We start from the raw sequence: 14,362 nt of genomic DNA, 5'->3' as shown, positions 1-14,362 counted from the left end.
CGTCCTCCTAGATCCTGCGCGCCACCTTGAGCGTCAGGCCGTCCCTGCCGACGACCTTCACGTCCTCTCCGGGATCGAGCGGCTCGCTGCTGACCGCCTTCCAGCGCTCCCCATGGGCGATGACGTAACCGGCCGCACCCGCCCAACTGTCGACCTTGCCGGGTATCCCGATCATCTCTTCCGCACCGGTGACGACTCTGTGCCGTCGCGAGATGAAGGCAAGACGAGCAACGACCAGACTGAAAACGAGGCTTGCGAGCGCAAGACCGCCAAGGACAGGCCAGGACACCTGCAGACCCGGCACATCCGTATCGAAGAGGATGGCAGCACCGAGGACGATCGCGAGCCCGCCGCCGATTCCGAGCACGCCGAAGGAGGGCGAATGCGCCTCGGCCACAAGGAGGCCGGTCCCGAGCACGATAAGGCCGATGCCGGCATAGCTCACCGGCAGCACTGCCAGCGCATAGAGACCGAGGAGAAGGCTGATGCCGCCGATCGTGCCTGGCACCATCGTCCCGGGCGAGAGAAACTCGAAAATCAGGCCGTAGATGCCGACGATCATCAGGAGGAGTGCGACGTTTGGATTAGTGATCACCGACAGCAGCCTGGTCCGCCAATCCGGCGTCAAATCTTCGATCGCGAGCCCCGCCGTGTCGAGCCGGACGTCCGCCTGGCCGACGCGGACCGTGCGGCCGTGTGCCTGCTTCAAAAGATCTTCGACGCTGACGGCCGTGAAATCGATGATCCCTTCGCGTGCGGCCGCGGCGGACGGAAGGCTCGCCGCCTCCCGCACGGCCCGCTCCGCCCAGTCGGCGTTGCGGCCGCGCAGCTCGGCGAGCCCGCGAATATAAGCGACCGCATCGTTGATCAGCTTCGCCTCGCCCGCATTGGAGGGACGTTTGGGCGCCTCCCCTTGATCTTGCTTGCCGGACTTCTCCCGGTCCTCCTCGTCGCCGCCAAAGAGACCGCCCCCGATGGCGATCGGCGTCGCCGCGCCGAGATTCGTGCCGGGCGCCATCGCGGCAACGTGGCTGGCATAGAGAATGTAGGTGCCAGCGCTCGCTGCCCTCGCGCCGCTCGGTGCGACGAAGCTCGCGACCGGCACGGTGGAATCGAGGATGTCGCGAATGATCTCTCGCATGGAGGTATCGAGGCCGCCGGGCGTGTCCATCCTCAGAACAACGAGCGCGGCGCCGCGCTCTTTGGCGCGCTGAAGCCCCCTCGTCACATATTCCGCCGTTGCCGGGCTGATTGCACCGTCGACGTGCAGGACGAGCGCGACACGTTCCGCCTCTGGCGCAGATTGAGCATGCCAGGCGAAAGTCGCCAGAACGAAGAATAGAAGAGCGAAGACACGGAACATGCGCCAAGCCTCAGGGTCTCGTCGCGCGGAACGAATGCCAATGGAGGCCGCCCTGCTCCATGTCCCCTTGAATCAACCTCGATTTCAAGGACGCGCGGGCGATGGGCGCAGGCCCTGCCCGCTACCATTCGTCGAAATTCAGTTTTCTAATATATTCCAGAAAGACGAAAAGCGTAAGGGACGCCCTCTGCGTGCCTTACGCAGAAGTTGCATTCTCTTCCCGAGAAGGGCGGCCAGCGCGCCGCCTTGATGCGCAACCCGCGGCGGCGCCTGCGGGATTGACTCTTTGAACCGGCCAATGGTAGTTTAGCTGAGTAATCGTTAACCCAAGGCATATTCGTGACAATCTCGTTGAGCGACATAGCCGAGCGTGCGGGCGTCTCCGTCAAGACCGTGTCCGGCGCATTGCATGGCGGATCGGCGCGCATGTCCAACCAAACGCGGCAGCGCATCAAGGAAATAGCGGAGGAACTCGGTTACGTCACCAATCTCGCCGCCCGGGGCATGCGGCAGGGCTGGATGCCGCTGATCGGGGTCGTCGCGGATGAATTGATCACCTCCCCCTTCGCCACCGAGATCATCCGCGGCCTCGACGGCGCGGCGCGGGCCTCGGACATGGCCGTCTTCGCTATGACGCTCAGCGGCCGTCGGGATCTGGCCTCCGTGCTAGAGGAAGTCCGCCGCTTTCGCCCTCGCGCGATCGCCTATGCCGCCATGTACCATAAGACCGTAGCGCTGCCGGAGGAGTTTGCCGGCGCCGTTGGCGTGATGATCAATTGCCGTGAGGCGAATGATCGTGTGATGTCGCTCGTTCCGGACGAGTTTGGCGCCGCGCATGAGATCACCAGCTATCTGATCGATTCCGGGCGCCGAAACATCGTCTTCATCAACCTTCCGGGCCTGCTCGCCGGCGAATTGCGTGAGGCGGGTTTCCGGCAAGCCTTGACGGAAGGCGGGATTGACGGCGCCAGCGCCGGCGTATTACCCGCCGTCCGCAGAGCGGTCTATAGTGACAGGGCACCCAGTCTCGTTCTTTCCCACGTTGCCGAGCTCATGAGCGGCCCCAACCGGCCGGATGCGATCCTTTGTGGCAACGACCGTGTTGCCATGGAAGTTTACGCGGCGCTTCGTCGCGTGGGCGCCGAGATCCCCGACGATGTCGCTGTGGCGAGTTTCGATAACCAGGTGGATATCGCCTCGCGGCTCGATCCACCCTTGACGACCATGGCCCTGCCGCACCGCGCCATGGGCCGCTTGGCGGCAGATATTCTGCTTGCGGCCGACGCCATGCCCAAAGAGGTGCGCAAGTTGCCGTTCCAACTGGTGGAGCGGTCATCCGTTTGATTTGAATTGCAGCATCAGGCCCATGAGGAGGAGCGAACGATGGGTAAACGTTTACTTGCACTACTGGCGGTATCTACTGCCTTGATTGCCGTTCAGGCCGAAGCGAAGACGGTGATCCGCATGATGCACCAAGGCGATCCCGGCTGGGTCTCGACCTTCGGGGAAGTCGCGAAGCGCTTTGAGGAGGCCAATCCCGACGTCGACATCGAACTCATCTATGCGCCGCACGACGCCTATAACGAGAAGTTCAGCGCAGCCGTCATGGCCAAGCAGATGCCGGACATCATGGAGCTCGATGCACCCTTCCTCGCGAACTACGTCTGGTCGGGCTACCTGCAGCCGATCAAGCCGCTGATCGACAAGGACATTCTTGAGGACATGACCGGGTCAAACATCGCTCAGGGCACCTATCCGATCGACAAGGAACTCTATGCGGTCGGCCTCACCGACTCTTCTGTCGTGCTCTACGGCAACAGGAAATATCTCGAAGCGATCGGCGCCCGCATCCCCAAGGGCGTGGATGACGCCTGGACGCGCGAGGAATTCGAAGGTTACCTCGAGAAGCTCTCGAAGCTCGGGGGCGTCAAATGGCCGATCGACACTTTCCGCGGCTATGGCATCAAGACCGAATGGATCACCTATGCCTACGGCCCGATCCTGCAATCGGCCGGCTGCGACCTGATCGACCGCAACACATGGAAATCTGTCGGCACACTCGACAGCGATCCCTGCGTCGATGCGCTAACGATGATGCAGAAATGGGTGAAGAACGGCTGGGTCGTGCCGCAATCTTCCGGCACCAACCAGTTCTTTGCCGAGGGGCATCCGGCGGCGCTCGCGTTCGGTGGCCACTGGTTCTATGCCGAAGCCGCAGCCTCGATGAAGGACGATGTCGTCGTGATGCCGCTGCCAAAGTTCGGCCCGAAGGGCGCCAGTCCGAACGGTACGTGGATCTGGGGCATCACCACGGCTTCCGAACACCCTGAGATTGCCGGCAAGTTCGTGAGCTTCATGCTGAAGGACAAGGAGCTTCGGGAACATGCAAAAGAGACATCTGGCTATCCGGGCTTGAAAAGCTTCGCTGCGGATTCACCGCTGTATGCCCCCGGTGGACCGATGGCCGTCGCTTTCGAGCAGGCATCGAAGACCGCGATTGCTCGGCCCCCGCATCCGGCCTATCCGGCGATCACCTCGGCCTTCATGGGAGCCGTCGATGAGATCTTCAACGGCGGCGACGTCAAGGCGGCGCTGACCGCCGCAGCCGAGAAGATCGACGAGGACATCGAAGAGAATGACGGCTATCCGCCCTTCGACGAACAGCAATAATTTCGAGGAGAGTGCGGCGCGCAGCGCCAATGCCGCGCAGCCGCACGCCCGAAGGATGTGATGGCCCTATAGCCGCTGGTCGCGCGGCTCCCGATAGCGCGAACTCTATGAGGAGGAGAAAATGACCTTGCAGCAACCGGCGCTGACAGCGACGGCAGCCCTTGTGCGCCCCGCCCGGCGCAGGGACAGGGCCCGCCTGTTCCAGGAGATCGGCATGCTCGCGCCGGCGGTGATGCTGCTGACGATCTTCCTGGTCGTGCCCTTTCTCCTGTCGTTCTGGACGGCGATGACCAACCAGCCGCTAGTGCCACGCCCGACGCCAGTCCGCTTTATCGGCCTCACCAATTTCCTGCGCATCTTCAAGGACGATCTCTTCTGGACATCGCTGTGGAACGTCTCGCGGTTCACCTTCTGGGTCATTCCGGTTCAATGCGGCCTAGCCTTTGCGACCGCGCTGCTGCTGAACCAGAAGCTCCCATTGCGCAATGTCTTCCGGGGCATGTTCTTTCTGCCCGCCATCACTTCAATAGTGGTCGTCTGCGTGATCTGGGGGACGCTCTTTCAGTACCCTACGGGACCGATCAACCAGGTGATCGGCTTCCTCTCCGGCGGGCGCATCCAGCCGATCGATTGGCTCGGCGACCCGAACTGGGCGATGTTCTCGATCGTGCTGCTTTCAGCCTGGCAGGCCTACGGTTTCCAGATGATCGTCTATCTCGCCGGATTGCAGGGCATCCCCGACGAGCTCTACGACGCCGCGAGGATCGACGGCGCAAATGCCTTCCAGCGCTTCTGGCACGTGACCATGCCGGGCCTGAGACCGACTCACGTGTTCGTGCTGGTGATCACCACGATCCAGGCCTTCAAGCTGTACACCCAGGTGGCGATCCTGACCCAGGGCGGCCCGAAGAGCAGCACCGAAACCGTGGTGCACTACATGGTTCGCACCGGCTTCGAGGAACAGAAGCTCGGGCTCGCCTCGGCAGTCTCGGTCATTCTCTTCCTGATCGTTCTCGTCATCGCGCTGCTGCAGCGCCAGCTTCTGAGGCGTTTCGATGTCTGATCTCGCCATTACCGCCATGCAGACCGAATTGACGCGCGAGCGCTCCGCCATCCGTTCCTTGCGCCTTGTGCAGACCGCCTGCATCCTCGTCATCGCTCTCGTCATCGTCTCTCCGCTGCTCATGCTGGTTGTGGCGAGCCTCAAGGACGACCGCTTCCAGATCCTTGCCGACATGGGCAGCTTCCGCGCCTTCTGGGTGTCGAACCCGACGCTCTCAAACTTCTGGGAGGTCGGCAATTTCTCAGGTGAGCTCGCCTTTGGCCGTTATCTGCTGAACTCGCTGTTCATTCTGGCGTGCACCGTCGGCGCTGGATTGGTCGTCAATTCCATGGCTGGCTTCGTGTTGGCCTGGGGGTCGCTGCGCGGCCGCGCGCTCGTCCTGTCGCTGGTGATCGCCCTCTACGTCATCCCGCAGGAGAGCATCATCATGCCCCTCGTGATCATGGTGTCGCGCGCGGGCATGACTGATAGCTTTGCAGTGCAAATCGTCCCTTGGGTGGCGAGCCCGCTTTACATTTTTCTGTTCTACCAGTTCTTCGCCCAGCTTCCAAAGGAGCTTTTCGAAGCGGCTGAGATCGACGGTGCATCCGTGTTCCGCATCTATCGCTCGATCTTCCTGCCGCTGAGCCTTCCGGCACTCGCCACCGTCTCTATCCTGATGGGGATCGAGTCCTGGAACCAGTACCTCTGGCCGACCCTGGTGACACAGACCGATTATGCCCGGCCAATCGCCGTCGCCATCGCCACTTTCTTCGGTCAGGACAGCATCTACTGGGATCGTGCCATGGCGGCGTCCGTCCTGATGATGCTCCCGATCCTCGCTCTCTATCTCGCGTTCCAGCGCTGGTTCGTCAGTTCCTTCGTTGGGTCGGCGGTGAAAGGTTGATTAATGACAAGCCACACCACCCCCTCGTCCCTCCTCGGCGGCAGCCTGAAGACGTTCAGCGCCGCCGTCCCCGCTGGGACCACGCTCCATGCGTGGCTGAAGCCGGTCGATGCAGATACGCCGGCCGAACTTAAGGCGAGCCAGGACGGACAGGAAATCGGCCGCCTCACGGCGCGAAACACCGAGGAGTTCGAGTTCCGTGCGCTGCTGATCGAAGCGGCCGGCGAAACCTCTTTCAATTATGACGCCGCGAACACGAGGCTCTCCGTCGTCTATGCCTTTTCGGAAGCGAACGTTTTGGATAAGGGCATCGTTGTTCTCTACAGCGGTGAAGCCAATTCCACACCCATCGTCCCTGACAGCTATCATTTCCGCCCACCTTTCGGATGGATGAACGACCCGAACGGTTTCGGCCGCTTCTGCGACAAGCTTCATCTCTTCTATCAGCACTATCCCCACAGCCTGCGCTGGAACACGATGCATTGGGGCCATGCCGTTTCCGACGACTATCTCCGCTGGAAGCACCTGCCCATGTTCCTGTTTCCCTCGGCGGAACTCTCGGCTCGCGCGGACGGCCGGGGCGGCGCGTTTTCCGGTTCAGCGATTGCGGTTTCCGGAGAGGAACCAGGCATCCGCATCTTCTTCACCGAACAGGTCAAGGATCGAGAACCGGAGGAGCAGATCCAGCTGACGGCGGTCAGCCGTGACGGGATTACCGCCGGCCCGGGCGAGATCATCCTTCCCGAGCGCCCGGCCGATCTCGGCCTGACGCTGGATTTCCGCGATCCCTACGTGATCAAGGGCCCGGACGGTCGTTGGAAGATGCTGCTCGGCAGCCGCGATCATGCGGGTGGCGTCATCCTGCTCTACGAAACCTTGGATCCGGACGCCGCCATCGGCTGGAACTTCATCGGCATACTGCACCGCGAGAACCGCTTTGGCATGACCGCCGCCGAATGCCCCTGCATCGTGCCGCTCGATGGATCGGCGGATGATCCGCAGACACGCTGGGCATTGATCTTCGGCCTGCTCACCAGCCGCGATCCAGCGACCGGCCGCCGCAACATCACGATCGCGACCGTCGGCCATTTTGACGGCCGAAGCTTCGTCAAGGAGTTCGAGCAGGAACTCGACTTCGCGACAGACGCCTATGCCTTCCAGGCCTTCGTCGACCGGAGCGGGCCTGTCGGAATTGCCTGGCTGGCAAACTGGACAGACATTTCGAAGAAGATCGACTTTCCGACGGCCATGACGCTTCCCCGCCGCGTCCTGCTCAAGGATGGTGTGCTGCTCACGCCGCCGGTCGAGGCCGTCGACAGCCTGCGCCAGCAGCTTCTCGACCAGGACCGGTTGGTTTCCGGCGAAACGGTTGAGCTCGGCAACGGTGCCATTGAGATCGTCATTGATCTTGCCGCCGCTGGCGCGCCCTTCGATCTCGAATTCGATCACTCGGAAGCCGAAATCGGTGTGCGTGTCGATCAGGAGGGCCTCAGCATCCTTTACGACCTTCCGGACGGAAAATGGTTGCCTCGCTACATCGCTGCGGGCGCGCGCCCCTCGATGCTTCGCATCTTTCTCGACAAGGGATCGATCGAGGTCTTTGCCGACGATGGCCGCTGGACGGGGACGAAGCGGCTGCCCGGCTTCGAGCCCGCTCGCTCAGCCCGTCTCAACGCGCCAGCAGGTTCTGTCGCGGCCGCCAGAGTCTGGCAGCTCGCGCTCTGAAGACAGCAAGGGAGGAATTCATGTCATCTGTCACGATCGAACAGGTTCGCAAGCAATATGGTGCGGTGCCGGTGATCTACGGCGTGTCCATGGACATCGAGGATGGCGAGTTCGTCACCCTCGTCGGGCCCTCCGGCTGCGGCAAGTCAACCCTGTTGCGCATGCTCGCCGGCCTTGAGGATATCAGCGGCGGTGAAATTCGCATTGGCGGCCGCGTCGTCAACGATGTAGCGCCGAAGGAGCGCGACATCGCCATGGTGTTCCAGAGCTATGCGCTTTACCCGCACATGACGGTCGCGCAGAACATGGGTTTTGCCCTCAAGCTGAAGGGGCAGGACAAGGCAACGATCGACAGGCGCGTGCGGGAGGCCGCCGACATCCTGGCGCTCGAGCCGCTGCTCGACCGCCTGCCGAAACAGCTCTCCGGCGGGCAGCGCCAGCGGGTCGCGATGGGGCGCGCGATCGTGCGCCACCCGCGGGTCTTCCTGTTCGACGAACCGCTGTCGAACCTCGACGCCAAGCTGCGCGTCACCATGCGCGCCGAGATCAAGGAACTCCATCAGCGCCTGAAGACGACGACCGTCTACGTCACCCACGACCAGATCGAGGCGATGACAATGGCGGACCGGATCGTCGTTATGCGCGGCGGCAAGGTCGAGCAGATCGGCGCGCCGCTGGAGCTCTACGATCGGCCGGCAAACACATTTGTCGCGACCTTCATCGGCTCGCCAGCGATGAATCTCTTCGAGGGTAGGATCGCCGATGGATCATTCGTCACCAATGGCGGCGTCGCCTTGCCACTGCCGAGCGACGGCAAGGGCGATGCAGCCAGCATCTACGGCGTCCGACCGGAACATCTGACGATTGCCGAAACCGGTGTTCCCGCCAACGTTGTGGTGGTGGAGCCGACTGGATCCGAAACACATGTGCTCGTGCAAATCGGATCAGCCGAGACAACGCTGGTCCTGCGCGAGCGGCTCCACCTGGACCCGGGCCAGCCGATCACGATCGCCCCGGATCCCGCGAAGATCCATCTATTCTCGTCAGAAGGAGTGCGCCTCAACTGAGGCGCCGCACCGCCGGCCAACTGGCGCGACCTCAGAACGACGCTTGCTCGACAAAACGGCCGGATACACGCACGATTCCTGGCAGGTGCGTGTCCGGTTCGATCGCGCCGAACATCGCTCCGGCCCCAGGGCGCACGGCGCTTTGACTGCCGAAGCGCGGTCGAATCCGCTCGGCCGCGCAGCACGGGACCGATCTCCGTCGGCTACAGCCCCACACAATTCGACTGATTGCTTGTTCGCCGCACCAACCGCAGGCTCAGGCAGCCGAAAGGGAGCCGTCGACGATTACCATCGGCCGCCCGAGGGAACAGGTCTCGACGCGCGCGTCGACGCGGTAGACGGATTTCAGCATATCGGCCGTAATCACCTCCTGCGTCGGCCCGCTCGCCGCCACCGAGCCGCCGTTGATGACGATAGTGTCGTCGCAATAACGCAGCGCATGGTTGAGATCGTGCAGCGCGATCAGTACCGCCATGCCCGATGTCGCCGAGAGGTGCTTCATGAAGCCGAGCACCTCGATCTGGCGAAAAAGGTCGAGTGCGGATGTCGGCTCGTCCATCAAGAGAACTTCCGGCTTGCGCACCAGCGCCTGGGCGATCGACACCAGCTGGCGCTGACCGCCCGATAGTTCGCCCAGGCCGCGAAACGCCAGATCATCGATCTTCAGCGCCGCCAGCACCCGGTCGATCTCCGCCAGTTCTTCCTCTTTGACTTTCCAGCCGGAACCCTGCTTGGCGGAAAGCAGTACGGATTCATAGACCGTCAGCACCGCATTGGCGCCGGTATCCTGGGGCATATAGCAGATCGTCTGCGGCCCCTCGGCCGTGTCGGAGAGGTGCACCAGCCCGGCGCCCTTGGCGAGGCCGGCAATGCGCTTGAAGAGCGTCGATTTGCCCGCCGCGTTCGGGCCGATGACAGCCGTCAGCCGCCCGCCACGCAGCAGCCCGGTCGATATGCCGGACAATATGGTACGCCGGCCATAGGTGGCGCTGACGTCTTCCAGCCTCAAGGCTACCATGCGCGCCTCCTGTTGGTGAAGATCAGCACGAAGAAGAAGGGAACGCCGACGAGTGCCGTTATGATGCCGATCGGCAGGACCGCACCCGGAATGATCATCTTGCTGACGACGGAAGTCACCGAAAGCAGGAGCGCGCCGCAGAGGATGGAAGCCGGCAGAAAGAAGCGTTGGTCCTCGCCGACGAGCATCCGCGCAATGTGCGGACCGACGAGGCCGACGAAACCTATCGTTCCGACAAAGGACACCGGAATCGCCGCCAGCAGGCTGACCGTCAGCATGGTTTCGAGCCGCAGTCGGCGGACATTGATGCCGAAGCTCGCCGCCTTGTCGTCGCCGAGCCGGAGCGCCGTCAAGGCCCAGGCACGCCGCGCGAAGAGCGGCACGGCGATCAGGAGCACCGCACCGGTGATCCAGACTTTTGGCCAGGTCGCCTTGGTGAGGCTGCCCATCGTCCAGAACACCACGGCTGCAAGCGCCTGCTCGGACGCCAGATATTCGAGCAGCGACAATGCCGCATTGAAGGTGAAGACGAGCGCAATACCGAGGAGCACGATGGTCTCGACGGTGACCCCGCGCATTGTCGAGGCGAAGTGAATGAAAAGCGCTGCAATCATCGCCATCAGGAAGGCGTTGAGCGGTACCATGTACTGAACCGCAACCGGAAAGACCGCAACACCCGCAACGAGGCCGAGTGCCGCGCCGAAGCTGGCAGCGGCCGAAATGCCGAGCGTGAAGGGGCTGGCCAGCGGGTTTGCAAGAATCGTCTGCATCTGCGCGCCCGCGACCGAGAGCGAGGCGCCCACCGTGACCGCCATCAGCGCGATCGGCATCCGGATGTCCCAGATCACGACGCGAAGCTGGTCACCGACGCTTTCGGCATCGAACAGGGCCGTCAGCACATCAGCGATCGGATAATTGGCTGGTCCGAGTGCCATGTCGATTGCGACCGAGAGGAACAGTGCTGCCAGAAGAATGGAGAGCAGGACGACGCGACGCCCGACGAGAGCGCGGTAGCGGCCGCGACCTTCGAGGCCGGTGATTTCATCGGTGATAGCCACCATCATTCACCCCCATCCGAAAGCGAGACGAAATAGCCCGGGCGATAGGTAACCGGCAGGAATTTCTCGTGGAATTCCCGAAACGTGCGTTCCGGATCGAGATCAGCGAAAAGCGCCGGATGGAACCATTTTGCGAATTGTTGGATCGGGACGAATTCGTAGGGCGCACCGTAGAACTGATGCCACACTGCGTGCACCGCACCCGACTTCACCGCGTCGAGGCTGGAAAAGGCCGGGCGCTGCATCAATCCCTTCAGCCTCTCGCGGGCCGCCGCAGGATCGGCGCCTCGCCCGACCGCCACGAACTGGTTGAGGTCGGATTCGGCCGACCAATTGCTGCCGGTCACGATCACATGATCCGGATTGGCGACGACGAGCTGCTCGGGATTGAGATCGCCGAAGGTCGCAGTGATCACGTCGGAACCGATGTTATGGCCGCCCGCCATTTCGACCATCTCGCCGAAGTTCGCCGGCCCGAAGGTCCTGCAGCATGCGACCTCGCCGGTGATGCCGGGCGAGCGTTCGATGAATACTTTCGGTCGCGTGATGTCGCCAGCCTTTGCCAGGCGTTCGGTCACGATCGCGATCTGTGCCCGACGCCAGCCGATGAATTCCTTCGCCGTTGCCTCCGCGCCGAAGAGCCGGCCGAGGATCGCGACGGATTTCTCGCTATTTGCCGCCGGGTCGACACGAAAATCGAGGAAGATGACGGCTATGCCGGCCGCAGCCGCCTTGTCGATGAAACCGGATTCCTCTGCCGCTTCCGCCGCCTCGAGGTTCAGCGTAATGATGTCCGGCTTCAGGGCAATCGCTGCTTCGAGGCTGAAATCGCCGCTCGGGACATAGCCGAAGCGCGGCAACTTTTCGATTGCCGGAAAGCGTTCGAGGTAGCCGGCATAGGAATCGGGGTCCTTCTTGACCAGATCGTCGCGCCAGCCGACGATCGTGTCGAAGACCCGCTCGCCCTTGAGCGCCGCAGCGATATGGATCTGCCGTGCCTCGCCGAGCAATATCCGCTTCGCCGGAAGCTCGATTTCCACCTTGCGGCCGGTTACATCCGTGATTTCCGCAGCGATGGCCGGCGCTGCAGAGAGCAGCGCCGCGAAAATGGCAAGCAGAACCTTCTTCAGGACCGGCATTGGCAGACCTCGAGGACAGAGGATCGGAGGGCGCTCCCCTCCGGTCCGATTGCTTACTGGCTCACATTCAGAGAGACGAAGTACCCGCTCCTGTAAGGCAGCGGCAGGAAGCGCTCGTGCAGTTCCTTGAACGTCGCTTCCGGGTCGAGATCCTTGAACAGATCCGGGTGCAGCCATTTGGCGATCTGCTGGATGGCCACGAACTGATACGGGTTGTTGTAGAACTGGTGCCAGATGGCGTGGACATTGCCGTCCTTGACCGCCTTCACACCGGTGAAGGCCGGGCGCTTGGTCAGGTTCTCGAGCTTGCGCAGCGCTTCCTTCTCATCCGCGCCATAACCGACGCCGACCCAGTTGCCGCCGGGAACATAGCCTTCCCAGTTGCCGCCGGTGATGATGATCTGGTCCGGGTTGGAAGCGATGATCTGCTCCGGATTGACCGTGCCGAAGGTGCCAGGAATGATCTCCTTGGCCATGTTCACGCCGCCGGCGAACTCAACCATTTTGCCGAAATTCTCGTCGCCAAAGGACATGCAGCAATCGTCGGAATAGCCGCCGGCGCGCTCCATGAAGACGAGCGGCTTCTTCGGATTGGCCTTCGCCAGGACATCCGTTACCTTGGCGATCTGCTCGGCACGGAACTTGATGAATTCCTCGGCCTTTTCCTCCTTACCGAATAGCTTGCCGATCAGGCGCATGCTCGGCTCGGTGTTTTCCATCGGCTTTTCGCGGAAATCCACGTAGACGAGCGGAATGCCGACCTTCTCGAGTTTTTCGATATAGCCGGCCTCTTCCGTCGCTGTCTTGGCATCGATATTCATCAGCATGACGTCCGGCTTCAGCGCGACTGCCTGCTCGATGTCGAAGGTGCCATCCTTCATGCCGCCGAAGGCCGGCAGTTTGGCAATGTCGGGATACTCGGCGAGGTAGGCGGCGTAGCTTTCGGGATCGGCCTTGGCCAAATCGTCACGCCAGCCGACGACGCGCTTGAAAGGGTCGTCCTTGTCGAGAGCGCCAACGAAATAGATCTGGCGGCCTTCGCCCAGGATCACGTGCTCCACCGGCACGTTGACCTCGACTTCACGACCGGTGACGTCGGTCACCTTGACGGTATCGGCGAGTGCTGCGCTCGTAAGGAGCACGCAAAGGCTCGCGGCGACCGCGGCCGCCCTGTTGAAAACTCTCATTGTTGTCGCTCCGGTGGAAAATCGATGCGATCTATAGTTTCATGACTTTATCAGTCAACAATTATCTTTTAGAACGCTTCCAAACACAGGGATCCATTGCACCGATGAGCGACGTGGCAGAGCGGCGAAACTATGATCTTCGCGACGAGATCAAGGCCTATTGGTCGGAACGGGCCGCCACCTTCGACCTGTCTCCGGGGCATGAAATCTTCTCCGAGGAGGAACGCACCGCCTGGCATCGGCTATTCCTGCGCCATCTCGGGAGTGGCGACGGTCGCATGGCACTCGATCTTGCGAGCGGGACCGGCGTGATCTCCCACCTTCTCGACGATCTCGGCTTCAAGGTCACAGGGCTCGACTGGGCCGAGCCCATGCTGAACCTCGCCCGCCGGAAGGCGGCCGGCCGCAAGCGCAAGATTTCCTTCCGGATCGGCGACGCGGAAAACACGATGGAGCCGGATGAGTGCTACGACGTCGTCGTCAATCGGCATCTGGTCTGGACGCTGGTCGATCCGGCCGCGGCCTTCGCGGAATGGCTGCGCGTGCTGAAACCCGGAGGGACGGTGCTGATCGTCGACGGCGATTTCGTCAGCACCAGTGTGCTGGAACGGCTCTGCGGCAAGCTCAGCGCCTGGGGCCAGCGCGCGGGAATTTTCAAACCGGAGGCGCCGATTCACTCGCGGGACATGATGGAAACCCACCGTAGCATTCTTTCCCGAGTCTATTTTGCCAGGGGAGCGCGCGCCGAAGCGGTGGTCGACCTCCTCCACGAGGCCGGCTTCATCGATATCGAGGTTGATGCGGATCTTGGCGAAATCCACCGCACGCAGGCAAAGAACTGGAACCTGTTCAAGGGACTCGCGCGCAGAAGCCAGCACCGCTACGCGATCCGGGCGAAAAGGCCCGACCTAGCGTAAATTCCCGCACGGTCGGCCGGTTTGCGGCTCGCAGAAGCCACCCGACCCGCTGAATTCAAAGACCTACAGCGTCCTTTGTGCGTCCTAAGAACGCACGGCAGAACGCACGGCCCTGTAGTGTCGGGGCCACAAAGCTGCCGCGCAATGGTCAGCAAAAAACCCCGCTGCCGCCCCATCGAGCCCTTTTGGGGCCCCCATGGTCGGGCTTCGCTCCGTCTCGGCTCGAGTCGGAACGATTGAGCAGGCGGTTTTGCTGCCGATCACGTCAT

At 62.2% G+C, this 14,362-nt stretch carries 12 protein-coding genes; 7 read left to right on the top strand and 5 right to left on the bottom strand.

Annotation, left to right across the window (positions count from 1 at the left end):
* Positions 1-7 precede the first annotated feature (7 nt).
* Positions 8-1,363: an NfeD family protein gene (locus J2Z31_RS03925; RefSeq protein ID WP_209600559.1), complete on the bottom strand. Its 1,356-nt coding sequence runs from the start codon at positions 1,361-1,363 to the stop codon at positions 8-10.
* A 339-nt stretch (positions 1,364-1,702) separates the two neighbouring features.
* On the opposite strand from J2Z31_RS03925, the gene J2Z31_RS03920 reads away from it, so the two are divergent.
* The 6 genes from J2Z31_RS03920 (at position 1,703) to J2Z31_RS03895 (ending at position 8,774) form a co-directional block, all read left to right on the top strand.
* Positions 1,703-2,707 carry a LacI family DNA-binding transcriptional regulator gene (locus tag J2Z31_RS03920; protein ID WP_209600558.1) on the top strand — a complete coding sequence of 335 codons (1,005 nt, stop codon included), beginning with the start codon at positions 1,703-1,705 and terminating at the stop codon, positions 2,705-2,707.
* A 39-nt stretch (positions 2,708-2,746) separates the two neighbouring features.
* Positions 2,747-4,033, top strand: a complete 1,287-nt coding sequence (locus J2Z31_RS03915; RefSeq protein ID WP_209600557.1) for an ABC transporter substrate-binding protein — start codon at positions 2,747-2,749, stop codon at positions 4,031-4,033.
* A 121-nt stretch (positions 4,034-4,154) separates the two neighbouring features.
* On the top strand, positions 4,155-5,096 hold the full coding sequence (locus J2Z31_RS03910) for a carbohydrate ABC transporter permease (RefSeq protein ID WP_209600556.1): 942 nt from the start codon (positions 4,155-4,157) through the stop codon (positions 5,094-5,096).
* Positions 5,089-5,982 (top strand): carbohydrate ABC transporter permease, encoded by an 894-nt coding sequence (locus J2Z31_RS03905; RefSeq protein ID WP_209600555.1) that lies wholly within the window; start codon positions 5,089-5,091, stop codon positions 5,980-5,982. Before J2Z31_RS03910 ends, J2Z31_RS03905 begins: the two co-directional genes overlap by 8 nt.
* A gap of 3 nt (positions 5,983-5,985) precedes the next feature.
* The gene (locus J2Z31_RS03900; RefSeq protein WP_209600554.1) at positions 5,986-7,707 is read left to right on the top strand and encodes a GH32 C-terminal domain-containing protein; all 1,722 of its coding nucleotides are present in this window, start codon (positions 5,986-5,988) and stop codon (positions 7,705-7,707) included.
* A 20-nt stretch (positions 7,708-7,727) separates the two neighbouring features.
* Positions 7,728-8,774 carry an ABC transporter ATP-binding protein gene (locus J2Z31_RS03895; RefSeq protein ID WP_209600553.1) on the top strand — a complete coding sequence of 349 codons (1,047 nt, stop codon included), beginning with the start codon at positions 7,728-7,730 and terminating at the stop codon, positions 8,772-8,774.
* Between the two features lie 256 nt (positions 8,775-9,030).
* Here J2Z31_RS03895 and J2Z31_RS03890 read toward each other — a convergent pair whose 3' ends face one another.
* The 4 genes from J2Z31_RS03890 to J2Z31_RS03875 are packed head-to-tail and all read right to left on the bottom strand — an operon-like array spanning position 9,031 to position 13,176.
* Complete coding sequence (locus tag J2Z31_RS03890) at positions 9,031-9,792, bottom strand: ABC transporter ATP-binding protein (protein WP_209600552.1); 762 nt, start codon at positions 9,790-9,792, stop codon at positions 9,031-9,033.
* Positions 9,786-10,856, bottom strand: a complete 1,071-nt coding sequence (locus tag J2Z31_RS03885; protein ID WP_209600551.1) for a FecCD family ABC transporter permease — start codon at positions 10,854-10,856, stop codon at positions 9,786-9,788. Before J2Z31_RS03885 ends, J2Z31_RS03890 begins: the two co-directional genes overlap by 7 nt.
* Positions 10,853-11,989 carry an ABC transporter substrate-binding protein gene (locus tag J2Z31_RS03880; RefSeq protein WP_209600550.1) on the bottom strand — a complete coding sequence of 379 codons (1,137 nt, stop codon included), beginning with the start codon at positions 11,987-11,989 and terminating at the stop codon, positions 10,853-10,855. Before J2Z31_RS03880 ends, J2Z31_RS03885 begins: the two co-directional genes overlap by 4 nt.
* Before the next feature lie 53 nt (positions 11,990-12,042).
* The gene (locus tag J2Z31_RS03875) at positions 12,043-13,176 is read right to left on the bottom strand and encodes an ABC transporter substrate-binding protein (RefSeq protein ID WP_209600549.1); all 1,134 of its coding nucleotides are present in this window, start codon (positions 13,174-13,176) and stop codon (positions 12,043-12,045) included.
* A gap of 104 nt (positions 13,177-13,280) precedes the next feature.
* On the opposite strand from J2Z31_RS03875, the gene J2Z31_RS03870 reads away from it, so the two are divergent.
* A complete protein-coding gene (locus tag J2Z31_RS03870; RefSeq protein WP_209600548.1) occupies positions 13,281-14,093 on the top strand; it encodes a class I SAM-dependent methyltransferase in 813 nt (270 codons plus the stop codon).
* Positions 14,094-14,362 lie beyond the last annotated feature (269 nt).

It is taken from the genome of Sinorhizobium kostiense (assembly GCF_017874595.1).
Lineage (GTDB): Bacteria > Pseudomonadota > Alphaproteobacteria > Rhizobiales > Rhizobiaceae > Sinorhizobium > Sinorhizobium kostiense.
Note: the sequence above shows the minus strand (reverse complement) of the source record. Positions and strands in the feature narration are given on the sequence as shown.

Bases quoted from the DNA above. Each gene is read 5' to 3' on its own strand.
- J2Z31_RS03910 (WP_209600556.1), top strand. From the start codon at position 4,155: ATGACCTTGCAGCAACCGGCGCTGACAGCGACGGCAGCCCTTGTGCGC.
- J2Z31_RS03880 (WP_209600550.1), bottom strand. From the start codon at position 11,989: ATGCCGGTCCTGAAGAAGGTTCTGCTTGCCATTTTCGCGGCGCTGCTC.
- J2Z31_RS03885 (WP_209600551.1), bottom strand. From the start codon at position 10,856: ATGATGGTGGCTATCACCGATGAAATCACCGGCCTCGAAGGTCGCGGC.
- J2Z31_RS03875 (WP_209600549.1), bottom strand. From the start codon at position 13,176: ATGAGAGTTTTCAACAGGGCGGCCGCGGTCGCCGCGAGCCTTTGCGTG.
- J2Z31_RS03870 (WP_209600548.1), top strand. From the start codon at position 13,281: ATGAGCGACGTGGCAGAGCGGCGAAACTATGATCTTCGCGACGAGATC.
- J2Z31_RS03890 (WP_209600552.1), bottom strand. From the start codon at position 9,792: ATGGTAGCCTTGAGGCTGGAAGACGTCAGCGCCACCTATGGCCGGCGT.
- J2Z31_RS03905 (WP_209600555.1), top strand. From the start codon at position 5,089: ATGTCTGATCTCGCCATTACCGCCATGCAGACCGAATTGACGCGCGAG.
- J2Z31_RS03900 (WP_209600554.1), top strand. From the start codon at position 5,986: ATGACAAGCCACACCACCCCCTCGTCCCTCCTCGGCGGCAGCCTGAAG.
- J2Z31_RS03895 (WP_209600553.1), top strand. From the start codon at position 7,728: ATGTCATCTGTCACGATCGAACAGGTTCGCAAGCAATATGGTGCGGTG.
- J2Z31_RS03925 (WP_209600559.1), bottom strand. From the start codon at position 1,363: ATGTTCCGTGTCTTCGCTCTTCTATTCTTCGTTCTGGCGACTTTCGCC.
- J2Z31_RS03915 (WP_209600557.1), top strand. From the start codon at position 2,747: ATGGGTAAACGTTTACTTGCACTACTGGCGGTATCTACTGCCTTGATT.